The organism is Streptomyces sp. NPDC056128, assembly GCF_042263835.1.
Classification (GTDB): Bacteria; Actinomycetota; Actinomycetes; order Streptomycetales; family Streptomycetaceae; genus Streptomyces.
The window spans coordinates 24,696-49,867 of record NZ_JBHJVQ010000043.1; the positions used below are offsets into that span (position 1 = coordinate 24,696).

The 25,172-nt window shown below is 72.2% G+C and carries 19 protein-coding genes, 1 pseudogene and 1 riboswitch; of the genes and pseudogenes, 14 read left to right on the forward strand and 6 right to left on the reverse strand.

Translation table 11 applies throughout. The features are described 5' to 3' along the window. Positions 1 to 10: 10 nt before the first annotated feature. A complete protein-coding gene (locus tag ACFC1X_RS38155; protein WP_376363486.1) occupies positions 11 to 2,914 on the reverse strand; it encodes a GNAT family N-acetyltransferase in 2,904 nt (967 codons plus the stop codon). A 211-nt stretch (positions 2,915 to 3,125) separates the two neighbouring features. Here ACFC1X_RS38155 and ACFC1X_RS38160 point away from each other — a divergent pair, with 211 nt between their 5' ends. Next, positions 3,126 to 3,407 (forward strand): HPr family phosphocarrier protein, encoded by a 282-nt coding sequence (locus tag ACFC1X_RS38160; RefSeq protein ID WP_122618470.1) that lies wholly within the window; start codon positions 3,126 to 3,128, stop codon positions 3,405 to 3,407. 65 nt (positions 3,408 to 3,472) lie between these two features. Here ACFC1X_RS38160 and ACFC1X_RS38165 read toward each other — a convergent pair whose 3' ends face one another. Then, the gene (locus tag ACFC1X_RS38165; protein ID WP_376363489.1) at positions 3,473 to 4,609 is read right to left on the reverse strand and encodes an FAD-dependent oxidoreductase; all 1,137 of its coding nucleotides are present in this window, start codon (positions 4,607 to 4,609) and stop codon (positions 3,473 to 3,475) included. Positions 4,610 to 4,746: 137 nt separating this feature from the next. Here ACFC1X_RS38165 and ACFC1X_RS38170 point away from each other — a divergent pair, with 137 nt between their 5' ends. From ACFC1X_RS38170 to ACFC1X_RS38225, 12 genes and pseudogenes are all read left to right on the forward strand, one after another. Continuing rightward, on the forward strand, positions 4,747 to 5,445 hold the full coding sequence (locus ACFC1X_RS38170) for a TetR/AcrR family transcriptional regulator (protein ID WP_376363492.1): 699 nt from the start codon (positions 4,747 to 4,749) through the stop codon (positions 5,443 to 5,445). 78 nt (positions 5,446 to 5,523) lie between these two features. Further along, a pseudogene (locus ACFC1X_RS38175) lies at positions 5,524 to 6,633 on the forward strand (FAD-dependent monooxygenase); the annotation flags it as partial. 84 nt (positions 6,634 to 6,717) lie between these two features. Further along, complete coding sequence (locus ACFC1X_RS38180) at positions 6,718 to 7,434, forward strand: DUF998 domain-containing protein (protein ID WP_376363495.1); 717 nt, start codon at positions 6,718 to 6,720, stop codon at positions 7,432 to 7,434. Between the two features lie 90 nt (positions 7,435 to 7,524). Next, positions 7,525 to 8,184 carry an RraA family protein gene (locus ACFC1X_RS38185; RefSeq protein WP_376363498.1) on the forward strand — a complete coding sequence of 220 codons (660 nt, stop codon included), beginning with the start codon at positions 7,525 to 7,527 and terminating at the stop codon, positions 8,182 to 8,184. Continuing rightward, on the forward strand, positions 8,181 to 9,329 hold the full coding sequence (locus ACFC1X_RS38190) for a pyridoxal phosphate-dependent aminotransferase (RefSeq protein ID WP_376363501.1): 1,149 nt from the start codon (positions 8,181 to 8,183) through the stop codon (positions 9,327 to 9,329). The genes ACFC1X_RS38185 and ACFC1X_RS38190 overlap by 4 nt, the downstream gene beginning before the upstream one ends. 82 nt (positions 9,330 to 9,411) lie before the next feature. Further along, entirely contained in the window at positions 9,412 to 10,029 is a 618-nt protein-coding gene (locus tag ACFC1X_RS38195; RefSeq protein ID WP_376363504.1) for a TetR/AcrR family transcriptional regulator, read from the forward strand. Positions 10,030 to 10,257: 228 nt separating this feature from the next. After that, on the forward strand, positions 10,258 to 11,043 hold the full coding sequence (locus ACFC1X_RS38200; RefSeq protein ID WP_376363507.1) for an alpha/beta fold hydrolase: 786 nt from the start codon (positions 10,258 to 10,260) through the stop codon (positions 11,041 to 11,043). Next, on the forward strand, positions 11,036 to 12,190 hold the full coding sequence (locus ACFC1X_RS38205; protein WP_376363510.1) for a DUF3500 domain-containing protein: 1,155 nt from the start codon (positions 11,036 to 11,038) through the stop codon (positions 12,188 to 12,190). Before ACFC1X_RS38200 ends, ACFC1X_RS38205 begins: the two co-directional genes overlap by 8 nt. A gap of 5 nt (positions 12,191 to 12,195) precedes the next feature. Continuing rightward, complete coding sequence (locus ACFC1X_RS38210; protein ID WP_376363513.1) at positions 12,196 to 14,019, forward strand: gamma-glutamyltransferase family protein; 1,824 nt, start codon at positions 12,196 to 12,198, stop codon at positions 14,017 to 14,019. Positions 14,020 to 14,072: 53 nt separating this feature from the next. After that, entirely contained in the window at positions 14,073 to 14,804 is a 732-nt protein-coding gene (locus ACFC1X_RS38215; protein WP_376363515.1) for a DUF1275 family protein, read from the forward strand. A gap of 14 nt (positions 14,805 to 14,818) precedes the next feature. Then, a complete protein-coding gene (locus tag ACFC1X_RS38220; protein ID WP_376363518.1) occupies positions 14,819 to 16,216 on the forward strand; it encodes an MFS transporter in 1,398 nt (465 codons plus the stop codon). Continuing rightward, entirely contained in the window at positions 16,213 to 17,406 is a 1,194-nt protein-coding gene (locus ACFC1X_RS38225; protein ID WP_376363521.1) for an FAD-dependent monooxygenase, read from the forward strand. The genes ACFC1X_RS38220 and ACFC1X_RS38225 overlap by 4 nt, the downstream gene beginning before the upstream one ends. A 130-nt stretch (positions 17,407 to 17,536) precedes the next feature. Here ACFC1X_RS38225 and ACFC1X_RS38230 read toward each other — a convergent pair whose 3' ends face one another. The 4 genes from ACFC1X_RS38230 to ACFC1X_RS38245 form a co-directional block, all read right to left on the reverse strand. Further along, entirely contained in the window at positions 17,537 to 18,232 is a 696-nt protein-coding gene (locus ACFC1X_RS38230; RefSeq protein ID WP_376363524.1) for a GntR family transcriptional regulator, read from the reverse strand. A 199-nt stretch (positions 18,233 to 18,431) separates the two neighbouring features. Further along, a complete protein-coding gene (locus tag ACFC1X_RS38235) occupies positions 18,432 to 19,196 on the reverse strand; it encodes a M23 family metallopeptidase (protein ID WP_376363527.1) in 765 nt (254 codons plus the stop codon). Between the two features lie 12 nt (positions 19,197 to 19,208). Then, positions 19,209 to 19,373, reverse strand: a riboswitch (cyclic di-AMP (ydaO/yuaA leader). A 191-nt stretch (positions 19,374 to 19,564) separates the two neighbouring features. Further along, the gene (locus tag ACFC1X_RS38240) at positions 19,565 to 20,953 is read right to left on the reverse strand and encodes a M16 family metallopeptidase (RefSeq protein ID WP_376363530.1); all 1,389 of its coding nucleotides are present in this window, start codon (positions 20,951 to 20,953) and stop codon (positions 19,565 to 19,567) included. Next, a complete protein-coding gene (locus tag ACFC1X_RS38245) occupies positions 20,950 to 22,314 on the reverse strand; it encodes a M16 family metallopeptidase (RefSeq protein WP_376363533.1) in 1,365 nt (454 codons plus the stop codon). Before ACFC1X_RS38245 ends, ACFC1X_RS38240 begins: the two co-directional genes overlap by 4 nt. 312 nt (positions 22,315 to 22,626) lie before the next feature. Here ACFC1X_RS38245 and ACFC1X_RS38250 point away from each other — a divergent pair, with 312 nt between their 5' ends. Next, on the forward strand, positions 22,627 to 25,083 hold the full coding sequence (locus tag ACFC1X_RS38250) for a DNA topoisomerase (ATP-hydrolyzing) subunit A (RefSeq protein WP_376363536.1): 2,457 nt from the start codon (positions 22,627 to 22,629) through the stop codon (positions 25,081 to 25,083). The last annotated feature ends 89 nt before the right edge of the window (positions 25,084 to 25,172 follow it).

The window sequence follows — 25,172 nt, forward strand, 5'->3', positions numbered from 1 at the left end:
CCGTGGGCGGTCAGTACGCGGGGAGGGTCCGGGGGCCGAGGTCGTCCCTGGCGGGAGGGGGCGCGAGCCGGACGGAGGCACTGAGGACGCTCAGGCCGTGCGGGGCCACCACCACCGGTTCCAGGGTGACCGCGACGACCTCCGGGTGGTCGTCGACCAGCCGGGAGACCCGCAGCAGCAGCTCCTCCAGGGCCGGGGCGTCGACCGGGGCCGAGCCGCGCCAGCCGAAGAGGAGGGGCGCGGTGCGGACCGAGCGGATGAGCGAGGTGGCGTCGCGGTCGGTGACCGGAATCAGCCGGTGCGCCGTGTCGCCGAGCAGCTGTGTGGCGGCGCCGGCGAGTCCGAAGGAGAGCACCGCGCCGGCCGCCGGGTCGATGACGGCCCGTACGACGGTGTCGACGCCGCGCGGTGCCATGCCCTGCACCACCGGGCGCAGCTCCGCGGGCTTGCCGAACAGTTCGGTCAACTCGGCGTAGGCCCTGCGCAGTTGCTCCTCGTCCGCGAGGTCAAGGCGTACGCCGCCCAGGTCGGCGCGGTGGCGCAGGTGGGGGGCGGTGGCCTTGAGGGCGACGGGGTAGCCGATGGTCCGCGCGGCGGACGCGGCCTCGTCGGGGTCGGGGGCGGGCAGCGCGCGGTGGACGTCGATGCCGTACCTGCCGAGCAGCTCGCAGGTCTCCGCCGCGCCGAGGGTGAGCCCCTGCCCGCGCGCGAGGTACCCGGCTATCTGCTCGGCGGCGCCCTTCTCGTCGATGTCGTCGTACTCCGGCACCTTCCCGGGGTCCCCGGCGTCACGCCGCCACTGGGCGTAGGCGACGGCCTCGGCAAGCGCGCGGACGGCACGTTCGGCGGCGGGGTAGGCGGGGATGAGCCGGGTGTCGTCGCCGGAGGCGGGAGCGGAGGCCGGCGGCTCGGTGGCCGCGGGGGCGTCGGTCTGCGGCCCGGTGGCCGGAACCTTCCGGGGCTCGGGGCGCTCCGGGGCCGTGGCCGATCCGGGCTCGGCGGGCGTCGGCCGCCGGGGCTCCGTGGGTGGCGGAGCCTGCGGCGCGGTGCTGGCCGCGGCCGAGAGGGCCTCCGCCAGGCCGCCCAGTTCCACGTGGACCACCAGGACCGGCTTGGCGGGCACCGCGGCCGCCGCCGACCGCAGAGCCTCCGCCAGGGCGGCGTCCCCGGCCGGCCCCTCCCCCACCGTCGGGATGGCGGTCACCACCACCGCGTCGCAGGTGTCGTCGGCGAGCGCCCGGGAGAGCGCCGCGTGGAAGTCGTCCGCCGAGGCCGCCGTCGTCAGGTCCAGCGGAGGGTGCGGTCGCAGCCCCTCGGAGAGGCACGCGTCGTAGGTCAGGAGGCCCAGGGATTCGGAGTTCCCCAGGATGGCGACCCTGGGCCCGGCGGGCAGCGGCTGGCGGGCGAGCAGCAGCCCCGCGTCCACCAGGTCGGTGATCGTGTCGACCCTGATCACGCCGGCCTGCCGGAGCAGCGCGGAGACCGTGGCGTGCGGGAGGCGTGTCGCCCGTACGGCGTGACCCTGGGGGGCCACGCCGCCGTGTCGTGCGCCCTGCACCACGACCAGCGGCTTGGCGGCCGCGGTCCGGCGCGCCAGGCGGGTGAACTTGCGCGGGTTGCCGATGGACTCCAGGTACATCAGCGCGACGTCGGTCTCCGGGTCGTCGTACCAGTACTGGAGGACGTCGTTGCCGGAGACGTCGGCCCGGTTGCCGGAGGAGACGAAGGTCGACACGCCCGTGACGCCGGTGACTCCCCCGCCGCGCCGGTGCAGCCGGGACAGGAGGGCGATGCCGATGGCGCCGGACTGGGCGAAGAGGCCGATCCGTCCGGGGCGCGGCATCTCGGGGGCGAGGGAGGCGTTGAGCCGGACCTCCGGTGAGGTGTTGATGATCCCGAAGGCGTTGGGGCCGATGATCCGCATGCCGTAGGTGCGCGCCTGCCGTACGAGGGCCCGCTGGCGTTCGCGTCCTTCGGCGCCGCTGTCGGCGTATCCGGCGGAGACCACCACCAGTCCCTGCACCCCGTGCTCGCCGCACTCGGCGACGACCTCGGGGACCTGCTCGGCGGGGACGGTGACGACGGCGAGGTCGACGGGGCCGTCGACGGCGCGCACGGAACGGTGCGCGGGCACGCCGTCGAGGTCCGTCAGGTCGTCGGCGAAGGACCTGTTCACGGCGTAGAGCCGGCCGGTGTAGCCCGCGTCGCGGATGTTGCCGAGGACGCTGCGGCCGACACCGCCCGGTGTCCGGCCGGTGCCGATGACGGCCACCGAGCCCGGCTGGAGCAGGCGCTGGACGGAGCGGGCCTCCGCGCGGTGCTCGCGCGCGTACTGCACGGCGAGGGAGCGGTCGGTGGGTTCGAGATCGAACTCCAGGCGGACCACGCCGTCCTCGAAGCTGCGCTTCTGGGTGTACCCGGCGTCCATGAACACCTTGATCATCTTGGTGTTGGCGGGCAGCACCTCGGCGGCGAAGCGGCGGATCCCGCGCTCGCGGGCGACGGCGGCGATGTGCTCCAGCAGCGCGGAGGCGACGCCGCGGCCCTGGTGGGCGTCCTGGACGAGGAAGGCGACCTCCGCCTCCTCCGCCGGTGCGGAAGCAGGTGTTCCGGTGGGGCCGATCCGGTCGTAGCGTACGGTGGCGATGAACTCGCCGCCGATGGTGGCCGCGAGTCCCACCCGGTCCACAAAGTCGTGGTGCGTGAAGCGGTGGACGTCCTTGGCGGACAGGCGAGGGTACGGCGCGAAGAAGCGGTAGTACTTCGACTCGTCGGAAACCTGCTCGTAGAAGCTGACCAGGCGCTCGGCGTCATCAACGGTGATGGGGCGGACGCGCGCGGTGCCGCCGTCGCGCAGCACCACGTCGGCTTCCCAGTGGGCGGGGTACTCGTGCCGGTCCGACGAGGTCTGCATGGGCCCCAGAGTACGGCTCGCGTACGACAACGGCGCGGGGCAGTCTGTGGGGGACACGAGCGACGACACGAGCTCGGACCGAGGCCGCGGTCCGAGCACCGGACGGGACGGCACAGGGCCGTCCCGGCATGCTTCACGATGTGGGAAACTGGTCTAGACAACACTGGTCTAGACAACCTCAACCCTCTGAACACCTGAAGGGCAGCATCACATGGCTGAGCGCCGCGTCAACGTCGGCTGGGCCGAGGGTCTCCACGCCCGTCCCGCCTCCATCTTCGTCCGAGCCGCCACGGCCACAGGCGTCCCGGTGACGATCGCCAAGGCCGACGGGTCCCCCGTCAACGCGGCCTCCATGCTGGCCGTCCTCGGCCTCGGCGCGCAGGGCGGCGAGGAGATCGTCCTCGCCTCCGACGCCGAGGGCGCGGACATCGCCCTGGACCGGCTGGCGAAGCTGGTCGCCGAGGGGCTCGAGGAGCTTCCCGAGACCGTCTGACGGACGGCAGCCTCGCGACGACGGCCCGCACTGCCCGCTCGGGGTCGTGCGGGCCGTCGTCGTGGTCAGGCCGACTGCTCTTGGTGGTGCTCGGGCATCAGGGCGAGAAGCCTTTCGGGGACGGAGTCTCCGAACATCTCCTCGAGGTGCTTGGCCGTCTCGTCGTCGGCGTGGCTCATGCGGGTGAACATGGCCTGCTCGTAGGTGTTGAGGCCGGCCTCGGTGTCGTCGGGGTGGGCCGCGAGGGCGTGGGCGAGTTCGGCGCCGTCGCACATGGCCCAGTTGGCTCCTTCACCGTCGGGGGCCTGAAGGTGGGCGGCGTCACCGACCAGGGTCACCCCGGGCGTCCGCTGCCACCGATGCCCCTCGGGCAGGGCGTGGTGCGGGCGCAGGACGGGCGGGGTGTCGGTGTCGGTGATCAGCGCGGTCAGTTCGGACGCCCAGCCGTCGAACTCGGCCGCGACGCGGGCGGCGGCCGCGGCCGGGTCGGAGAAGTCGATGGCCTCGAACCACTCCAGCGGCCTGGTGAGCGACACGTAGGCGTGCAGGGTGTCGCCGCGTTCACGGTGCGCGGTGATCGTCCTGTCCGGTGCCGGGGCGAACATCGAGCCACCGCCGACCGCCTTCGCGGCGGCCGGGTGCCCGGTGTCGGCGTGGAACAGGTAGGTCTCCACGAAGGACGTGCCGACGTAAGCGGGTATCGCCGCCGACAGCAGCGGGCGGATGCGTGACCAGGCGCCGTCGGCGCCGACCAGCAGGCTCGTGGTGAGGGTGCCGCCGTCGGCGAACGTCACCTCGTGGCGACCGTCGCCGAGGCTCCTGGCGCCGGAGACGTTGCGGCCCCAGCGAACGGTGCCTTCGGGCAGCGCGTCGAGCAGCATCCGCCGCAGGTCCGCGCGCTGCGCTTCCGGGCGGCCCCCGGTGCCGTCGTCGGCCTTCTCGAACAGGACGCTGCCGTCGTGCCCCAGGGCGCGCATCGCCTGGCGGCCTTCGAGGGTGATCGCGCGGAACTCCTCCATCAGGCCGGCCGCCTCGAGGGCGAGCTGTCCGTTGTAGTCGTGGATGTCGAGCATTCCGCCCTGGGCGCGCGCCTCGGGGGAGGCTTCCGCTTCGTAGACCTCGGCAGGAATGCCGTGGACGTGCAGGACGCGGGCCAGAGTCAGTCCGCCGAGTCCGGCGCCGATGATCGTGACGGTTTCCAAGTCGACTCCCTCGTGAGCGGGGGCGGCGCGGCGTGCTCGCCGAGCCGATTTGGTGCAGCGTGCCAAGAGGGACGCTACGGCACTTTGGTACGCGGTGCCAAGTTGGCACGGCGTACCAAATATGTCAGCATGGCCGCATGACAACGCCAGCGCGCCGGTCTCAGCGGCGTAACCAGGTGCTCTCCCGGGAGCAGATCATCGAGGCCGCCATCGAGCTGCTGGACTCGGGTGGCGAGGGCGCGCTGACCGTCCGGGCCTTGAGTGAGCGGCTGTCCACCGGGTCCGGGGCGATCTCCTATCACGTGGGCAAGCGGGACGAGCTCCTGGACGCGGCGACCGAGACGGTCGTCCTGGCCGCGCTGGCGACGAAGCCCGCCCGGGCCGGATCGGCGCCGCAGGAAGAGATCCGCGTCGTCGCGCTGGCCCTGTTCGACGCGATCGCGGAGCACCGGTGGCTCGCCACCCGGCTGACGCTCCAGATCATCCGCAACCCGGTGGGCCCGGTGACGGTGGGGATCTTCGAGCGGATCGGGCGGCAGGTGGGTGCCCTGGGCGTGCCGCAGGCCCGCTGGTTCGACGCGGCCTCGACACTCGTGCACTACATCCTCGGAGCGGTCAGCCAGAACGCCCGCATCGAGGGGGACACCTCAGGGATCGACCCCGAGTCGGATCGCGAGGAGTTCTTCGACGCGACCTCGGCGGCGTGGCAGCGACTCGACCCCGAGGACCACCCGTTCATGCACGCCGTCGTCGGCCAGATGAGAGAGCACGACGACCGCGCGCAGTTCCTCACCGGCGTCGCCGTCGTCCTCGACGGCCTCACCCGTCTGCGCTGACCGTCTCATCCGGCCGGGGCAGCCCCACGCTCTGGTTCCAGAAGGGAGACTCCCATGCACGACGTGGCCATAGCGGGTGCCGGACCGCTCGGCGTGGAGATCGTCCGGGGCGCTCCCGTCACGGCCCTGAGCCAGGACGCCGAGGGCATCGTCGCCACGGCGGGCGGGCGGCAGCACCGGGCGCGCCGGCTGGTGGGATGCGACGGCGGGCGCAGCGCGGTACGCGCGCTCGCGGGTTTCGAATTCCTCGGCACCGAGCCGTTGTTCACCGGCTACGTCGCCCAGGTCACCTTCGCCGACCCCGAGCAGCTGCCCCTCGGATTCCATCCGACGGCGAACGGCATGTACCTGCGCACGCCGCTCGAAGGGCACCTGGGCATGATGGACTTCGACGGCGGCGCCTTCGACCGCTCCGCGCCGCTGACCCGCGACCACCTCCAGTCGGTGCTGCGCCGCGTCTCCGGCACCGACGTGACGCTGGACGAGGTCCGTCTCGCCTCCAGCTTCACCGACCGCGCGATGCAGGTGACGACCTACCGCGAGGAGCGCGTGCTGCTCGCCGGCGACGCCGCGCACATCCACTCGCCGCTGGGCGGGCAGGGGCTCAACCCAGGCATCGGCGACGCCATGAACCTCGGCTGGAAGCTCGCCGCGACCGTAGGCGGACACGCGCCCGAGGCCCTGCTCGACAGCTACACCGGTGAGCGCCGCCCCGTCGGCGCCGCGGTGCTCGACTGGTCGCGAGCCCAGGTGGCGACCATGAAGCCGGGCCCCAACGCGGCCGCGCTGCGCGGGCTGGTCCTCGACCTGATGAGCACCCCCGACGGGACGACCCACGTCCACCGCAGGACATCGGGCCTGTTCACCCACTACGACCTGGACAACGAGCACCCGCTCGTCGGCCGCAGCGCCCCGGACTTCCGCTTCGACGACGGCACCCGTCTCGGCGACCTGATGCACAACGGCCGGGGCGTCGCGCTCGACTTCACCGCCGACCACGCGCTGCGCGGTGCGGCACAGGGATGGGAGGGCCGGATCCGGTACGCGGCCGGTCCGGTGCGCAACGCCCTCGGGCTGGCGGCCGTACTGGTCCGCCCCGACGGCGTCGTGGCCTGGGCGGGCGAGACTCCCGATCACGACGCCTTCGCACGGGCCGCTGCCCAGTGGTTCGGCACTCCGGGAATCTGAACCGCTCCACTCATCTCCTCCGGCCTCGCCCCGCCCTCTTCGGCGGCTCGGGCGCCAACCTCGGCCATCAGAAAGGGACACGACATGTCCGAAGCCATGGGCTCGCGGCCCGAAGAGCGCGAGATACCCGCCTCCGGCGCGGGCCCGTCGACGCAGCGGCGAGTGGCGGGAGCGTTACTCGTCGCCGGGCCGGCGGTCTTCCTGCTCGGGGAGTTCATCTCCGCCGCGGCCTGGACCGACCCCGCCTACAGCTACACGTACCACTTCATCAGCAACCTCGGCGTCCACGGGCCCTCGACCCTGTTCGGGCAGTACATGTACTCGCCCCTGGCCTGGTTGATGAACACCGGATTCCTCCTCTTCGGGATCACGATCCTGGCGGGCACGGCCACCCTGCGAGATCTGTCGGGAGGGCGCCGCTGGGCAACGCTCGTCCCCGCGACGCTGCTTGCCGTCGGCGGCGTCCTGCTCGCGCTGTATCCCGGATCCGGCGAGGCGCTCGACAACGGCACCGGCGAGTACCACAGCATGGGCGCCTTCGCCGGCTTCATCGGCGGGAACGTGCTCGCCATCGTGCTCGGACGCCGGTGGCGGCGCATCGGCATCCCGCCGCGGATGGGACGAGCCCTGACCACGGTCGGCGTGATCGGCCTGATCTCCATGGTGCTCTACCTCGCGCTGATCCTCACGGCCGGCGACAACCCCATCGGCATCATCGGCCTCATCGAACGAGGCGCCGTCCATCCGTTCCTGATCGGCCTCCTCTGCGCCGGAGCGTCGATCTGGAAGCGGCGCCGGTAACGGCGGCTCCAAGCATTGTGGCCGGGCGGTGGGGCGGCTATGGTCCTTCTTATCTGAGAGAGATGCCTCATTTAAGAATGGAGTGTCATCGTGTTCATTGCCGCGACGACGGACGGCGTGTCCGTCGCTCCGAGCTGGGACCGCGCTCCCGCGGCCGAGACGCGCCGTCTGGGGGAAGTGCCGGCCGCCCACGTCGGCGACGCGCTGGAGCGGATGACCGTCATGGACGGCGGCATCCGCCTGTTCACCGGGCGCGCCGCCCTCCTGGGGAACGCCCTCACGGTGGACGTGCGGTCGGGTGACAACCTCGCCGTCCACAGGGCGCTCGACGAAGCCCGGCCGGGCGACGTCCTGGTCGTCAACGGGCACGGAGACACGACCCGCGCGCTGATCGGCGACCTCATCGGCGAGATCATGGTGAACGCCGGAGTCACCGGCGCCGTGGTCGACGGCGCCGTCCGCGACGTACAGGCGCTGTCCGGGATGGGCCTGGCCGTCTACGCGCGGGCGATCACCCCCGCCGGACCGTTCAAGGACGGGCCCGGCACCGTAGGAGCCCCGGTGGCGGTCGGCGGCACGGTGGTGGCGGCCGGTGACGTGCTCGTCGGTGACGCCGACGGCGTGGTCGTCGTACCGCGGCGGCGCGTCACGGAGGTCGTGGACGCGGTCGACGGGATCGGCGAGAGGGAGGACGCGCTCCGCGGGCGCATCCTCGCCGCGCGCCCCGACCGCGCGGTGGTGGCCCGATGACCGCCGCGCCGCCCGCCTTCAGGATCGAGGAACTGCGCCGCCGTTCGCGCCGCCCGGCCCTCGCCCCGGCCCCGCCTGGGACCGTCTCCCTGGCCATGGGGGAGCCGGACTTCCCGACCCCGCCGACGATCGTCGGGGCCGCGGTGGCCGCCCTGCGCGAGGGACACACCCACTACGCCGACCAGAAGGGGCTGGTGGAGCTGCGCACCGCGCTCGCGTCGAGGCTGCCGGCCCTCCCCGGCCGTACGTGGAGCGCGGACGACGTCGTGGTCACCCACGGTGCCACCGCGGCGCTTGCGTCGGTCGTGCTCGCGACGATCGGCCCCGGTGACCGTGTGGTCGTCCCGGAGCCCGCCTACTCGCTCTACGCCGACCTGGTCGTCCTCGCCGGCGGCACCGTGGACTTCGTCCCGCTCGCCCCGGACCTGCACTGGGACCTCGACGCGTTGGCCGCCGCGCTCCCCGGTGCCGCGATGATGATCTTCTCGAACCCGTCGAACCCGACCGGCATCGTGCACCGCGCGGAGGAACTCGAGGCCCTCGGGAAGCTCCTCGACGGATCCGACACCCTGGTCGTCAGCGACGAGGCGTATCACCGGCTGGTCCACCCGGGACACGAAGCGACCTCGGCGCTGGAGATCGAGTCGTTGCGCGACCGGACGGTGTACGTCCAGACGTTCTCCAAGACGTACGCCATGACCGGCTGGCGGGTGGGATACCTGACGGGGCCGCGCGAGGTGGTGGACGCGGCGGCGCAGGCGCACCGCACCTGGAACGGCTCGTTGAACACGGCGGTCCAGCACGCGGCCCTCGCCGCCCTCGACCTGCCGGACGGCGTCGTCGACGCGATGCTCGACCGGTACCGGCGGCGTCGCGAGCTAGTGGTCGGGCGGCTGTCCGGCGTGCCCGGCCTGCACCTGGTTCCGCCGGAGGGAGCGTTCTACGGGTTCCTGCGTTACGACACCGGCCTGCCCTCCGAGACGGTCGTCCGCGAACTCGCCGCGCGGCAGGTGCTGGTCCGGGCCGGCGCCGAGTACGGGCCCTCGGGCGAGGGGCACGTCCGGATCTCGTTCGCGGCCTCCGAGGACGACCTGTGGACCGGGCTGGAACGCATCGTCGGCTACTTCGGCGATGCGCGCTCCTGAGCAGGTCGCACGGCGCCTCAGCCGGAGCCGCTACCCCGAGGCGATACCCTTTGCCCGCACTTCCATGAGGCGGAGGAGGCCCGTGACCGATCAGCAGGCCGACCCACGCGGGCGGCGCAAGCCGCGCAGCGACACCCGCCGCAACCACCGGCGCCTCCTCCAGGCCGTCGGCGAGCTCGCCCGGGAGGCACCCGACGGGCTCACCATGCAGGCGGTCGCGTCCCGCGCGGAGATCGGTCCGGCCACCGCCTACCGCTACTACTCCTCGGTGGACGACGTGCTGGCGGCCTATGTGCTCAGCGTCGTCGAGGAGCTCCGTGATTTCAGCACCACGTCGACCGCGCAGGGGCGGCCGCTGTTCGACGCCCTCGTGGACAAGTGGGTGGACCTTCTCGCCGAGCACGGCCCGGCGTTGGTGCAACTCAGGTCCCGTCGGGGCTACCTGGAGCGGCTGCACGACGGGAACGAGATCATCGTCGCTCTGCGGGACGCCTGGAGCGAGCCCGTGCGCGGGCTGCTCGGCGAGATCGGCCTGCCGGACGAGCTGCTTGAGCACGCCCTTTTCCTCAGCAACATGATCTTCGATCCGCGGGAGATCCAGGACTTGCTGCGGGAGACGGGTCTGTCCCGCCGGGAGGTCATCGCCCGGCTCACCGAGGCGTACTGCGGCGCGCTGCGCGGGTGGGTGCGCGCGGGCTGACCGCCTCGCCCTCCCTGCACCCCCTACCCCGGTATCACCCCCACGTTGGCTCCCGGGTATGACGCCCGCCGCATAGCCGTCCACCCACTCTGTACCCCGTCGCCCGGCACCACCGCACCCGCGTTGGAGCCTTGCGTCATGCGGCCCATGAAGTGATAGATCAATCTCAAATCATACAGCTGTATCCGTTTCTGTAGCTGCATCTGTATCTCTATGGGAGGTCCAGTGGTGACCAAGCACCAGGAAGAGACCGTCCGAGCGGGCGCTCTCGACGTCGGGATCATCGACAGCGGCGACGGTGTGCCGCTCGTGCTCGTCCACGGCGGCGAGAGCGACCGCACCCAGTTCGCCACGCTCCGCGCGCGGCTCGGCGCGGGGATCCGGGCGATCTCCTACGACCAACGCGATTCGGGGATCACCGTGAACCCGCCGAATCCCTACACGCTGCCCGTCCTCGCCGACGACCTCGTCGCCCTGCTGGACGCGCTGGGACTCCAGCGGGCCCACCTGCTGGGCACCTCCTTCGGCGGCGCGGTCGCGCAGCACGTCGCGCTCCGGCATCCCGCACGGGTCGCGTCCCTCGTCCTGGTCGCCACCACGCCGAGCTTCGCGATGGGCAGCGCGGCGATCGACGAACTCCTGAACATGTCCCACGAGAAACGTCAGAAGTCGGCCCCGGGCTACTTCTTCACGCCCGAGGGGCAGGCCGAGCAGCGTGCCCGGCCGACCCGGACGCTCACCCGCCGCAGTCCCGAGCAGAGCGCCCGCCGCCACGAGGTCGCCCGGCAGCACGAGGTCCGGGACAGCCTCGGGGAGATCACCGCACCCACCCTGATCGTGCACGGCACGGAGGACCGGCTGGCCCCCTACGACGGAGCCGTCCTGATGGAGCGACGCATGCCGAACGCCGAGCTGCGCTCGATCGAGGGCGGACGCCACGGGATCGCCGTGGAGTTCGCGGACACGGTGGCTCACTGGGTGCGCGAGTTCCTCGGGGTCAATGGCCATGGCTGACGCCGCCCGCGACGTCGCGGACCGGATGGCCGAGGCTGCCCGGGCGTGGCTGGACTCCCTGGACGCCGGGCAGCGCGAGGTGGCGGCCGGACCGCCGCCGGGCGCCGGCGGCGCGGCCGGGGCCAAAGTCGGGGCCGAAGCCGGGGCTGAGGCCGAGGCCGAACGTACCCGGTGGTACTACACGCCCACGGACCACGGCGGCCTGACCTTCCACCAGCAGCGCCCAGCCCAGCACCGGTTGGCGATGCGCCTGGTCGCGAGCGGACTGTCCCGGGCCGGGTACGTCACCGTCGCCACCGTGCTCGGCCTGGAGAACGTACTCGACCACGTCGAGGACTTCTCGGTGAACTGGGGAAGGGAGCGGACCCGCGACCCCGGCATGTACTACCTGCGGGTCTTCGGGGAGCCCGGTGGTCCGCAGCCGTGGGGGTGGCGGTTCGGCGGCCACCATGTCTCGCTCAACAACCTCGTCGTGGACGGACGCGTCGTCGCCACCACACCCTTCTTCCTGGGCGCCGACCCTGCCGCCTCGCCCCTGCTGGGCGGCGCGACCCTGCGCCCGCTGGGGACGGCCGAGGACATGGCCCGCGAGCTGGTCCGCTCCCTGCGCCCCGAGTCCGCCGCCCGCGCGGTACTGCTGCCCCGCCCCCCGAACGACATCGTGGCGGGCAACAGCCCCCGCGTCGACGACCGCGTGATCAAGCGGGCCGAACTCTGGCGCCCCGGCACGCACACCCCCGACCGTGCGGAGCACCCGTCCACCGGCCTCGACGGTGCCGACCGGCGGGCGCTGGCCCTCACCCCGACGCCCCAGGGGCTGCCGTGTGCCGAACTCGACGCGGATCAGCGGGAGTTGCTGCGCGCCCTGCTCGGCACCTACCTGGACCGCGTGCCGGACGGGGTCTCCCCGCTGGCCCGCTACGACGACCCCGCGGCGCTGGACGCCGTACACCTCGCCTGGGCCGGCTCGACCAGGGCGGGCGAACCGCACTACTACCGCCTGCAGGGCCCGCGGCTGCTCATCGAATGGACCAACGTCCACCGCGGCGTCAACCACGCGCACGCCGTGTGGCGGGACCCGGAGACCGACTTCGGCGGCGACGTCCTGGCCGCCCACCATGCCGCCCACCACGCGAACGGAATGTGACAGACATGGCCGGTCAACCACCGTCACCGACCGAGGATCCCCCTCACACCACACGCCCCACCCTGCGCGGCTCCTTCGGCATGTGCGCGTCGACGCACTGGCTGGCCTCCGCGACCGCCCAGTCCGTACTGGAGCGGGGCGGCAACGCGTTCGACGCGGCCACGGCCGGCGCCTTCGTGCTGCACGTGGCCGAACCCCACCTCAACGGGCCGGGCGGTGACCTCGTCGCCGTGCTCGCGACCGCCGCGGACGCGTCGCCGCTCGTGCTGGCGGGGCAGGGCCACGCCCCGCGCGGAGCCACGATCGAGCACTTCCGGGCCGAAGGGCTCGACCACGTCCCCGGCGCGGGAGCCCTGGCCGCCGCCGTCCCGGGCGCCGTCGACTCCTGGCTCCGGCTGCTCGCCGAGTACGGCACCTGGGAGCTCGCCGACGTCCTGGCCTACGCGATCGAGTACGCGGAGCGCGGAGTCCCGGTCGTACCCCAACTGGCGCGCGTCCTGGCCACGGTCGAGGACCTCTTCCGCACGCACTGGCCGACGTCGTACGCCCTGTGGATGCCGGGGGGACGAGTCCCCGGGCCGCACGGCACGCTCGTCAATCCCGCCTACGCCCGCACCCTGCGCAGGCTGATCATGGCGGGGGCCGCAGCCGGCACGTCCGGGACGAGGGCCGCACGGGTCGAGGCCGCGCGACGCGCCTGGCGCACCGGGTTCGTGGCGGCCGCCGTGGCGGAGTTCGCGGCCCAGCCGCACCGGCACTCCTCGGGCGGGGACCACGCCGGAGTGATCACCACCGCCGACTTCGCCGACTTCCACCCGTCCCTCGAGCCCGCGGTCACCGCGGAGTTCCGGGGGATCACGGTGGCGAAGGCGGGCCTGTGGTCCCAGGGACCCGTGCTGCTGCAGGCCCTCACCATGCTCGGCCACTTCGACGACGCGCGGCTCGATCCGTCGACGGCCGAGGGCATCCACACCATCACCGAGGCCATGAAGCTGGCCCTGGCCGACCGGGAGGCGTTCTACGGGCACCTCGACCCGGCGGAGGCGGAGGCCGTGGTGCGCCGTCTGCTGTCCCCCCGGTACAGCAAGGAGCGCGCGAGCCTCATCAGCCCGGTCGCCTCGACCGCGTTCAGGCCCGGCGACATCGGTGTCGCACCGTACACACCACCGCTCGTCACCCGCGGTTACGCCCAACGACCCGACGGCGTGGGAGAACCCACCGTGCAGCAGACCGGGGAGACCCGGGGCGACACCTGCCACATCGACGTGGTCGACCGCTGGGGAAACATCATCTCCGCCACACCGTCGGGAGGGTGGCTCCAGTCCTCCCCCGCCGTGCCCGAGCTCGGTTTCGCGCTGGGCACACGGCTCCAGATGACCTGGCTGGACCCGGCCGCCCCGTCGCGCCTGGCACCGGGCCGGCGGCCGCGTACGACACTGTCTCCGACCCTGCTGCTGCGCGACGGCAGCCCCGTGGCCGCCCTGGGCACGCCCGGGGGCGACCAGCAGGACCAGTGGCAACTGATCTACCTGGTGCGCACGCTGGCGCTGGGCATGGACCCGCAGGCGGCGATCGACGCGCCCGCGTTCCACACCACCGCGGTACCGAGTTCGTTCTGGCCACGGACCTGGACGCCCGGGGGTCTGGTGATCGAGGAACGAGCGGGCGGGGCGGTCGTCGACGAGCTGCGCGCACGCGGCCACGACGTGACCGTCTCCGGGCCCTGGAGCCAGGGCCGCCTGTCGGTCGTCACGCGTGATCCGGACAGCGGCGTCCTCCGGGCGGCCGCGAACCCGCGCGGCGCCCAGGGCTACGCGGCAGGCCGATGAGCGGCCGCGCGGCCCGCGTCCGCACGCGCGGCCTTCGGCCCCTGCGACAGCACGTGACGTCGCCCGGTCTGATGCTCGCCCTCACCTTCGCGACGGGCGTGGTCGACGCCGTCGGATACCTGCGCCTCGACCAGGTGTTCGCGGGCAACATGACGGGCAACGTGGTCATCCTCGGCATGGCGGCCACGGGCGGTACGGGGCTGCCGGTGCTCGGTCCGGTCGCGGCGCTGGCGGCCTTCCTCGCCGGCGCGGCGACGGCCGGGCGGGTACTGCGCACCGCGGCCCCTGGCTGGAGCCTCCGGTGCACGGCGCTGCTGGGCGGTGTCGGACTGTTCCTGACCGCGACGGCACTCGGTCTGGCCGTCGTCGGCGCCGACTGCTCCGGCGCCCGCGCGTGGATGGCGGCGGCGCTCGCCCTGGCGATGGGGGCGCAGGCGGCGACGGCACGCCACCTGGCGGTCAAGGACGTCACCACGGTGGTCGTGACCTCCACGCTGACCGGCCTCGCTGCGGACTCCCGGCTGGGAGCGGCCCGCGGCGGAGGTGCCCTGCGCCGGGTCGCCGCCGTCACGCTCATCGTCCTCGGAGCGGCCACCGGCGCGGTGCTGTGCCGGGTGCACGAGGGCCTCGCGGTGGCGGCGGCGGCAGGCGTCGTGCTGGCGGTGACCGTTCTCGGCCGGGTGGCGCCGACCACGACCGGATCTCCTTCGACTTTGACCGCTCCCTCGACTTCGACCGCTCCCTCGCCTTTGACCGCTCCTTCGACGGCCCTCACCCGGCCATGACGGAAAGGACGCTCATGACCACAACCCTGGCTCCCCCGGTCCCCATCGGGAAGGCCGCTGTCGGGGCCCTCGGCATACTGGCGCTGTCCACCGGTGCCCTGGAGTCGGTGGTGGCACCGACGATCCCGCTCCTGGAACGCGAACTGGACATGAGCCAGTCCGAGGGGGCGCTGCTCAGCATCATTCTTCTCATCACCGGCGCGCTCATCACCCCGTTGGCGGGCAAGTTCGGCGACCGCTACGGCGGGAAGAGGGTCCTGATCCGGCTGATGGCGGTGGTCTCGGTCGGCGGCACGGTGTCCGCCCTGGCCCCGAACCTGCCCGTGCTGCTGGCCGGCCAGGTGTTGCAGGGCGCGATGATCGGCGCGCTGCCCCTGTCGTTCATCGTGGTCCGCAAACACCTCCCCGCCGGGGAGTCCAAGGTGGCCATCGGTGTGGTCAGCGGACTCTTCGTCGGCGGGTCGATGGTCGGCATGCTGTCGGCCGGTCCGGTGGCGGAACAGCTCTCCCGGCACTGGATGTTCGCGCTGCCGACGATCGCGGTCATCGGCGCCACCCTGCTCGTGAACCGGCTGATGCCGGCCGATCCGCCCGGCCGGCCGGACGACTCCGGGATCGACTGGCCCGGCCTGCTGCTGCTGAGCGGGATGCTGGTCACCCTCATGCTCGTCCTCGCGCTGGCGCCCGAAGCCGGCTCGCAGCCGCTCGCGCTCGTCGCCCTGGTGCTGGTTCTGGCCGCGTTCGTCATCGGATGGGTGAGGGTCGAACGGCGCGCGGCGGCACCGATGATCGACCTGCGCATGCTGGCACGGCCCGCGATATGGAAGGCGTGCGTGCTCACGTTCGTCATCTGCCTCGGTACCACGATGGCGGTCTATCTGATTCCGCAGCTGCTCGACGAGCGCGGCGACGGGTACGGGTTCAGGGCCAGCGCCACCGAGATCGGTTTCTTCCTGCTGCCCGGCGCCATCGCCGCGACGCTGGCCGGGCCGCTCGGCGGGATCGGGGACCGGCGTTTCGGCTCGCGTGCCGTGGTCAACACCGGTGTCGTCATGATGACCGTCGGCCTGCTCGCCGTGGCGGCCGTCCACTCCGAGGTGTGGCACCTCGTCGTCGGCAAGGTGCTGATCGCGCTGGCCAACGGCCTGTGCGTCACGGCGATGATGACCAGCACCGCCACCGCCGTCGACCAGGGCGACACCGGCATCGCGACCAGCCTGATCCTGGTGAGCCGCGTGGTCGGCTCCGCCGTCGGCGGGCAGCTGGGCGGCGCGCTCCTCACCGCCGGAACCCCTTCCGGATCGAAGGTCGCGGCCGAATCGGCCTACGTCACCGGATTCGTCATCGCCGGCGTCGTCGTGTCGCTGGCCCTCTTCGTCACCCGCACCATGAGCAAGGGAGTCAAAGCATGACCCGCACCGCACCGGGGCCCAAGGTCCTGATCTCCGGGGCCAGCATCGCCGGTCCCGCCCTGGCCTTCTGGCTCAACCGCCACGGATTCGAGGTCACCGTGGTGGAGAAGGCCGGCACGCTCCGCAGCGGCGGCTACCCCATCGACGTGCGCGGCACCGCGCTCGACGTCGTGGAGAGGATGGGGATCCTGCCGCAGCTGCGGGACGCGCACATCGACCTGCGCCGGCTCACCTTCATGGACGGGGACGGCGGCGAGGTGGCCTCGCTCCACCCGCACGCCGTCACCGGCGGTGTCGCCGGACGGGACCTGGAGATACGCCGCGGGGATCTGACGGACGCGCTGTACATGGCGGTCCGGGACGACGTGGAGTTCCTCTTCAACGACTCCGTCGACACCCTCGACCAGTCCGAGCACGGGGTCGACGTCACCTTCCGCGGTGGCGGCAGCCGTACCTTCGACATGGTGTTCGGCGCCGACGGCATGCACTCACGTACCCGGGAGATGCTCTTCGGCCCCGAGGAGAAGTTCCACCGGTACCTCGGCTACTGCTTCGCCGTGTTCACCATGCGCAACACCTTCGGCCTCTCCCACGAGACGGTCATGTGGAACACCCCGGGCAGGGCCGCCGCCCTCTACGCCGTGGGGGACGACGACGAAGTGCACGCCTTCCTGAACTTCGCCCGGCCGGAGCCGCCCTTCGACGCCTTCGGCAGCCCGGAAGCCCAACGGGACCTGCTCGCCGAGGTCTTTGCCGACGCCGGTTGGGAGGTCCCGGGCATTTTGACCGCCCTCCACGACGCGGACGACGTGTTCTTCGACGCGGTCGGCCAGATCCGCATGCCCCGCTGGTCCAGCGGCAGGGTCGCGCTGGTGGGCGACGCCGCGTACGCGCCCTCGTTCCTCACCGGACAGGGCACCAGCCTCGCCCTCGTCGGCGCCTACATGCTGGCCGGTTCCCTGGCCGACCGGGACCATGCCGCGGGCTTCGCGGCCTACGAACACGGCACCCGTGACTTCGTGACCCTGAACCAGAACCTGGTCGGCCAGGGCGGCGCCACCCTCTTCCCGACCACCGCCCGGGCCCTGGAGCAGCGCAACGACCGGCTGCGCGGCCTCAGCGCCATGCCCGCACCGGAGCCCCGCCCGGCCCATTCGGCCCTCGCCCTGCCCGCCTTCGGCGGTCGCTGACTCCGCGGGCCTTTCGCTGTGCCATTCGGCTGCCCAATTTCCGTCCGAGCAGCTCAAATCTGGACACCTGGAATATGGGCAGCCGAAAAAAGCCCCCCGAAATTCCTGCTCTTTGTATACGGGACCCGTGTTAATGCCGCAGGCTCGCCGTGTTTACGGGACGTTGCGAGTTCCTCACACGCTCCGTCCTGCCGCCGCCGGAGGCGAATCGCAGGCGGTGTCCCGGCGCCGACCGCTCGGTGTGCAGCGCCATGAGCGCCCGCGCGCGGTCGCCGTCGCCCCGGGCCACCGCGTCGAGGATCGCGCCGTGCTCGGCCCAGTACTCCACCGGCCCGGCCGGCGCGTCCACGTCGTACATCCAGGCGATCTTGTGGCGCAGCTGGGTCAGCAGCGCCGTCAGGGAGGGGCTGCCGGCGGCCTGGGCGAGGGTCTCGTGGAACCAGCCGCCCAGGGAACGCAGATCCTCGCCACTGCCCTGCCTGGCGCGTTCCTGCCCCAGGCGGACCAGGCCGCGCAACACCTTGAGGTGGGCGTCGGTCCGGCGCCGGGCGGCCCGGGCGGCGCCGAGGGGCTCCAGGAGCGTACGGGTCTCCAGCAGGTCGGCGGCCTCCTGTTCGGTCGGTTCCGCGACGCACGCGCCCGCGTGCCGCCGGGTCACCACGAAGCCCTCGGCCTCCAGCGTGCGCAGGGCCTCGCGGACCGGGACGCGGGAGACGCCGTAGCGGCGGGCGAGGAGTTCCTCGGTGAGCCGGCCCCCGCGCGCGTGGACTCCGGCGACGATGTCGTCCCGGATCGCCGTGCACACCGAATGCGCCGGAATACGCATGACCGACCTCCGCCTTAATCCCCGTGAAACGTCGACGATTGACGTGTCCAGCGACTCTAGGCCAATCAAGCGGATATTCCGACGGCGGAGCGGATTTCATGGATATTTTTTGGCCTACGACGGGCGGCCGCGCGCCGACGAAAACCGAAAGCCCCGGCTCGGAGGCCGGGGCTTTCGGATGGTGTGGCGGGGTCCGCCGTCAGACGTTCACGCCGTGGGAGCGGAGGTAGGCGACGGGGTCCATGTCCGAGCCGTACTCGGGGCTCGTACGGGCCTCGAAGTGCAGGTGGGGCCCGGTGACGTTGCCGGTGGCGCCGGAGAGGCCGATCTGCTGGCCGGGGTCGACCGACTGGCCGACGGAGACGCCGACGGACGACAGGTGCCCGTACTGCGTGTACGTGCCGTCGTGCATCTTGATCACGACCTGGTTGCCGTACGCCCCGCCCCAGCCGGCCTCGACGACGGTGCCGACGCCGACCGCGTGCACGGTCGTACCGCTGGAGGCGTGGAAGTCGATGCCGGTGTGGCTGCCGGAGGACCACAGGGAGCTGCCGGCCTGGTACGCGGTGGAGACGTAGGAGGAGGTGATCGGCGGGACGAAGGTGTTGAGGCGCTTGCGCTCCGCCTCCCGCGCGGCGCGCTCCTTGGCCTCGCGCGCCTCCTTGGCCGCCTCGGCGGCCCGCTCGCGCGCGGCCTCCTGGGCCGCCTCACGGGCGGCGGCGTCCGCGGCGGCCTGCCGCTGTGCGAGGGCCTGGGCGTCGATCTCCTCGGCCAGGGAGTCGCCGATGCTGATGACCGGGGTGAGTCCGCTCCGCTCCACCTCGGGCTCGGCGGCGAGCGCCGGAGCCGCGAGGGTGCCGACGACGCCGGTGGTGGCGAGGGCCGCGACACCCGCCGCGCGGGCGGTACTGCGGTGCATCCTGCTGGGACGCCGGTGCTTCCCGGTGGCGCGCGTGAACGCCATGTAGAGGCTGGTCCTTTCCTTCCCTCTCGCCTACCGGGTTAGCTGACGGGTTCGGAGCAGGAAGGTCTCCTACGGACCCCCTCGCTGCGCGCGCGGGCGTCCGATTCACCCCAGGGACTACGGTGGGTCCCCGGCTCCCCTGGCTCGCGCCGTACGGGGACTCGGCGATGACTGTCCGGTGCCGCGGGTGCGGCGCACTGCCTGACGAACAGCCCGGATGACGCTAAACGCGGCTGTGTTCAATCCTCAAACGCAACAGCGCTTTTGTAGCGCATGCCACAGGGCAGACAGGCAGCCTCTCCCTCAATTCGGACAAACGGCAGCCCCGGTGACACTCCGGTCACCGGGGCCTCCTCCCGCGCGTGCCGCTATTCGGCCGCCACCACGGTGACTTCACCGATGCCGAGGGCCTCGACGGGCTCCTTGATCTGCGCGGCGTCACCGACGAGGACGGTCACCAGACGGTCGACCGGGAAGGCGTTCACGACCGCCGCCGTGGCCTCCACGGTGCCCGTGGCGGCCAGTTGACGGTAGAGCGTCGCCTGGTAGTCGTCGGGCAGATGCTGCTCGACCTGGTCGGCCAGGGTGCTCGCCACGGCCGCGGCCGTCTCGTACTTCAGCGGCGCCACACCCACCAGGTTCTGCACGGCCACGTCACGCTCGGGGTCGGTGAGCCCCTCCGCGGCGAGCTTGCGCAGCACCGTCCACAGGTCCTCCAGGGCGGGACCGGTGTTGGGGGTGTCGACGGAGCCGCTGATGGCGAGCATGGCGGCGCCGGTGCCGTCCGGCGCGGACCGCAGCACCTGCCCGAACGCCCGGACGCCGTAGGTGTAGCCCTTCTCCTCGCGCAGGACGCGGTCCAGGCGGGAGGTGAGGGTGCCGCCGAGGCAGTAGGTGCCGAGCACCTGTGCGGCCCACACGCGGTCGTGCCGGTCGGATCCGGTGCGGCCGAGCAGCAACTGCGTCTGGACGGCGCCGGGCCGGTCCACGATGACGACCCGGCCCCGGTCGTCGGCGGTCACCGGCGGCACGGGACGGGGTTCGGCGGCGGAGCCGGTCCACGCGCCCAGCGTCTCGCCCAGCAGCGCGTCCAGGTCGACGCCGGTGAGGTCGCCGACGACCACGGCGGTGGCCGTGGCGGGGCGGACGTGCCTCTCGTAGAAGGCGCGTACGGAGCCGGCGTCGATGGCCTCGACCGTCTCCTCGGTGCCCTGGCGCGGGCGCGACATGCGGGTCCCGGCCGGGAACAGCTCCTTGGAGAGCTCCTTGGCCGCGCGGCGGGCCGGGTTGGCCAGCTCGTGCGGGATCTCGTCGAGGCGGTTGCGGACCAGCCGTTCGACCTCGCTGTCCGCGAAGGCGGGTGCCCTCAGGGCGTCGGCGACGAGGCCGAGCGCCTTGGCGAGGCGCGAGGCGGGCACCTCCAGGCTGAGCCGGACGCCGGGGTGGTCGGCGTGCGCGTCGAGGGTGGCACCGCAGCGCTCCAGCTCGGCGGCGAACTCTTCGGCGGAGTGCTTGTCGGTGCCCTCGGAGAAGGCGCGCGCCATGATCGTGGCGACACCGTCGAGGCCCGCCGGCTCGGCGTCCAGGGGTGCGTCGAGGAGCACCTCGACGGCGACGACCTGCTGGCCGGGGCGGTGGCAGCGCAGCACCGTCAGCCCGTTGTCGAGGCTGCCGCGGCCGGGCGCGGGGAATGCCCACGGCTTGGGCTCGCCGGCCTGCGGCTGGGCGTGGAAGTCCATCGTGGCGAGGTCGGTCACTTGGCCGCCTCCTCGTTCTCGTCGGTGGCGTCGTTCTCGGCGGCGTTCTCGTCGGTGGGGGCGGTCGGCTCGTAGACGAGCACCGCGCGGTTGTCGGGGCGCAGGCGGGCCTTGGCGACCTCCTGGACCTCCGCCGCCGTCACCTCGAGCACCCGCTGCACGGCGGTGAGGGCGAGCTGCGGGTCGCCGAACAGCACGGCGTACCGGCACAGTTCGTCGGCGCGGCCGGCGACCGTGCCCAGCCGGTCCAGCCACTCGCGCTCCAGCTGGGCCTGGGCGCGCTCCATCTCCTCGGCGGTGGGGCCCTCCTCGGCGAACCGGGCCAGCTCCTCGTCGATGGCGGTTTCGATGACCGGCACCTCGACGTCACCGGACGTCTTCACGTCCAGCCACCCCAGGGAGGGCGCCCCGGCGAGCCGCAGCAGGCCGAAACCGGCGGCGACGGCCGTACGGTCGCGCCGCACCAGCCGGTTGTACAGGCGGGACGACTCGCCGCCGCCCAGGACGGTGAGCGCCAGGTCGGCCGCGTCGCTCGCGCGCGTGCCGTCCTCCGGGAGGCGGTAGGCCGCCATCAGGGCGCGGGCCGGGACCTCCTCCTCGACGACCTCGCGGAGCTGGCCGCCCATGACGTCGGGCAGCGAGCCGTCCCGGGGGGCCTGCTTGCCGTCGTGCGAGGCGATGGAACCGAAGTACTTCTCGATCCAGGCCAGCGTCTGCTCGGGGTCGATGTCGCCGACGACCGACAGCACCGCGTTGTTCGGCGCGTAGTACGTGCGGAAGAACGCGCGGGCGTCCTCCAGGGTGGCCGCGTCCAGGTCGGCCATGGAGCCGATCGGCGTGTGGTGGTAGGGGTGGCCCTCCGGGTAGGCGAGGGCGGTCAGCTTCTCGAAGGCCGTGCCGTAGGGGACGTTGTCGTAGCGCTGGCGGCGCTCGTTCTTGACGACGTCCCGCTGGTTTTCCATCGACTCTTCGTCCAGGGCGGACAGCAGGGAGCCCATGCGGTCGGCCTCCAGCCAGAGGGCGAGCTCCAGCTGGTGGGCGGGCATGGTCTCGAAGTAGTTGGTCCGCTCGAAGCTGGTGGTGCCGTTGAGCGAGCCGCCGGCGCCCTGCACCAGCTCGAAGTGGCCGTTGCCCTTGACCTGGGCGGAGCCCTGGAACATGAGGTGCTCGAAAAGGTGAGCCAGGCCGGTACGTCCCTTGACCTCGTGGCGGGAACCGACGTCGTACCAGAGGCACACCGCAGCGACCGGGGTCAGGTGGTCCTCGGAGAGCACCACGCGCAGGCCGTTGGCCAGGCGGTGCTCGGTCGCTGTCAGGCCGCCGGAGTCTGCCTGGGCTGTGGCCGTGTGACCCATGGGCATGTACGTCCCTTCGATCGCGGAATCCTTGGTGGAATCACTGGGTGGATCATTGGGCGGAACTGCGGAATTCCGCCGATCCTGCCACTGTATGCAAGCGTGCGGGACGCCGGTGGAGTTCCCGGGCCTCCTACGCCGAGAGCGAGAACGGGGTTGGCGGCCCGCCGGGGACGAGGGCGCCGGAGGAGGGCGTACCCTGCGGGCAGCGCCGGGCCGGGCAGCCCGTGACGGGTCCTGGTCGGTGGCTGTCAGTGCCGCAGTCCACAATGGACGGCGTCAGATCACCGTTCACGCTTCAGCAAGGAGCCGGCAGCGATGGCCCGCCGTAGTACGAAGACCCCGCCGCCCGACGACTCGTACGAGGAGAAGATCCTCGACATCGACGTCGTCGACGAGATGCAGGGCTCCTTCCTCGAGTACGCGTACTCGGTCATCTACTCCCGTGCACTGCCGGACGCCCGCGACGGCCTCAAGCCGGTGCACCGCCGGATCGTGTACCAGATGAACGAGATGGGCCTCAGGCCCGAGCGCGGCTACGTGAAGTGCGCCCGCGTCGTCGGCGAGGTCATGGGCAAGCTGCACCCGCACGGCGATGCGTCGATCTACGACGCGCTGGTGCGCATGGCCCAGCCCTTCTCGATGCGCGTCCCCCTGGTGGACGGCCACGGCAACTTCGGCTCGCTGGGCAACGACGACCCGCCCGCCGCCATGCGGTACACCGAGTGCCGGATGGCCGAGGCCACCAGCCTGATGACGGAGTCCATCGACGAGGACACCGTCGACTTCGGTCCCAACTACGACGGCCAGGAGCGGGAGCCGGTGGCGCTGCCCGCCGCCTTCCCGAACCTGCTGGTCAACGGCGCCTCCGGCATCGCGGTCGGCATGGCGACCAACATGCCGCCGCACAATCTGCGCGAGGTGATCGCCGCCGCCCGGCACCTGATCCGGAACCCGAACGCCGATCTCGACGCCCTGATGAAGCACGTGCCGGGCCCCGACCTGCCCACCGGCGGCCGGATCGTGGGCCTGCCCGGCATCCGGGACGCGTACGAGACGGGCCGCGGCACCTTCAAGATCCGCGCGACGGTGTCCGTGGAGACGGTGACGGCCCGGCGCAAGGGCCTCGTCGTCACCGAGCTGCCCTTCGCGGTCGGTCCCGAGAAGGTCATCGCGAAGATCAAGGACCTGGTGGGCTCGAAGAAGCTCCAGGGCATCGCGGACGTCAAGGACCTCACCGACCGCGAACACGGACTGCGCCTGGTCATCGAGATCAAGAACGGCTTCGTGCCCGAGGCGGTCCTGGAGCAGCTCTACAAGCTGACGCCGATGGAGGAGTCCTTCGGCATCAACAACGTCGCCCTGGTGGACGGCCAGCCCCTCACCCTGGGCCTCAAGGAGCTGCTGGAGGTCTATCTCGACCACCGCTTCAACGTCGTACGGCGCCGCAGCGAGTTCCGCCGGAGCAAGAAGCGCGACCGGCTGCACCTGGTGGAGGGCCTGCTCACCGCACTGCTCGACATCGACGAGGTCATCCGCCTCATCCGCTCCAGCGAGAACTCCGCGCAGGCCAAGCAGCGCCTGATGGAGCACTTCTCGCTGAGCGACGTGCAGACCCAGTACATCCTGGACACGCCGCTGCGCCGGCTCACCAAGTACGACCGCATCGAGCTGGAGGCCGAGAAGGAGCGGCTCAACGCGGAGATCGAGGAGCTGACCCGAATCCTCGACTCGGACGCCGAGCTGCGCAAGCTGGTCTCCGCCGAACTGGCCTCGGTCGCCAAGAAGTTCGGCACCGACCGCCGTACGACGCTGCTGGAGTCGGGCGGCGTCCCGGTCGCCGCCGTGCCGCTCCAGGTGGCGGACGACCCGTGCCGGGTGCTGCTCTCCTCGACGGGCCTGCTGGCCCGCACCGCGAACGCCGATCCCCTGGTCACGGAGGCCGGTGCCAAGCGCGTCAAGCACGACCTGATCGTCTCGGCGGTGGCGGCCACCGCGCGCGGCGAGGTCGGCGTGGTGACGTCCGGCGGACGTCTGCTGCGGGTGAACGTCGTGGACCTGCCCCAGCTCCCCGAGTCCATGCCGGCGCCGAACCTGGCGGGCGGCGCGCCGCTGGCGGAGTTCGTGTCCCTGGAGGACGACGAGACGGTCGTCTGCCTGACCACCCTGGACGAGTCCTCGCCGGGCCTGGCGCTCGGCACGGAGCAGGGCGTGGTCAAGCGGGTGGTGCCCGACTACCCGTCCAACAAGGACGAGTTGGAGGTCATCACCCTCAAGGAGGGCGACCGCATCGTCGGCGGCGTCGAGTTGCGCACCGGTGACGAGGACCTGGTCTTCATCACGGACGACGCGCAGCTCTTGCGCTACCAGGCCGCACAGGTGCGCGCGCAGGGCCGTCCGGCGGGTGGTGTGGCGGGCATCAAGCTCACCGACGGAGCCAAGGTCATCTCCTTCACGGCGGTGGACCCGGCCGTGGACGGGGTGGTCTTCACGGTGGCCGGTTCGCGCGGGACCCTGGACGACTCCGTGCAGACCACGGCCAAGCTCACGCCGTTCGACCAGTACCCGCGCAAGGGGCGCGCCACGGGTGGCGTGCGCTGCCAGCGGTTCCTGAAGGGCGAGGACTGCCTGGCCTTCGCCTGGGCGGGCCCGACCCCGGCGCTGGCCGCCCAGAAGAACGGCACACCGGCCCAGCTCCCGGACATCGACCCGCGCCGCGACGGCTCCGGCGTGTCGCTGCCGAAGACGGTGTCGGTGGTGGCGGGCCCGGCCTAGTGATCTGGTTGTGAGTCGGTCGGGCACCACATGAGTTGCCTTCGGTACCAAGTTGGCGGGTTTGGCTGACGGGTGCCGGTCGGCTTCGG

What these genes read in the sequence shown, in the direction of transcription:
- ACFC1X_RS38225 (WP_376363521.1), top strand. Translation starts at nt 16,213, where the DNA reads ATGACCCGCACCGCACCGGGGCCCAAGGTCCTGATCTCCGGGGCCAGC.
- ACFC1X_RS38155 (WP_376363486.1), bottom strand. Translation starts at nt 2,914, where the DNA reads ATGCAGACCTCGTCGGACCGGCACGAGTACCCCGCCCACTGGGAAGCC.
- ACFC1X_RS38245 (WP_376363533.1), bottom strand. Translation starts at nt 22,314, where the DNA reads ATGCCCATGGGTCACACGGCCACAGCCCAGGCAGACTCCGGCGGCCTG.
- ACFC1X_RS38210 (WP_376363513.1), top strand. Translation starts at nt 12,196, where the DNA reads ATGGCCGGTCAACCACCGTCACCGACCGAGGATCCCCCTCACACCACA.
- ACFC1X_RS38235 (WP_376363527.1), bottom strand. Translation starts at nt 19,196, where the DNA reads ATGGCGTTCACGCGCGCCACCGGGAAGCACCGGCGTCCCAGCAGGATG.
- ACFC1X_RS38190 (WP_376363501.1), top strand. Translation starts at nt 8,181, where the DNA reads ATGACCGCCGCGCCGCCCGCCTTCAGGATCGAGGAACTGCGCCGCCGT.
- ACFC1X_RS38170 (WP_376363492.1), top strand. Translation starts at nt 4,747, where the DNA reads ATGACAACGCCAGCGCGCCGGTCTCAGCGGCGTAACCAGGTGCTCTCC.
- ACFC1X_RS38160 (WP_122618470.1), top strand. Translation starts at nt 3,126, where the DNA reads ATGGCTGAGCGCCGCGTCAACGTCGGCTGGGCCGAGGGTCTCCACGCC.
- ACFC1X_RS38230 (WP_376363524.1), bottom strand. Translation starts at nt 18,232, where the DNA reads ATGCGTATTCCGGCGCATTCGGTGTGCACGGCGATCCGGGACGACATC.
- ACFC1X_RS38180 (WP_376363495.1), top strand. Translation starts at nt 6,718, where the DNA reads ATGTCCGAAGCCATGGGCTCGCGGCCCGAAGAGCGCGAGATACCCGCC.
- ACFC1X_RS38250 (WP_376363536.1), top strand. Translation starts at nt 22,627, where the DNA reads ATGGCCCGCCGTAGTACGAAGACCCCGCCGCCCGACGACTCGTACGAG.
- ACFC1X_RS38220 (WP_376363518.1), top strand. Translation starts at nt 14,819, where the DNA reads ATGACCACAACCCTGGCTCCCCCGGTCCCCATCGGGAAGGCCGCTGTC.
- ACFC1X_RS38205 (WP_376363510.1), top strand. Translation starts at nt 11,036, where the DNA reads ATGGCTGACGCCGCCCGCGACGTCGCGGACCGGATGGCCGAGGCTGCC.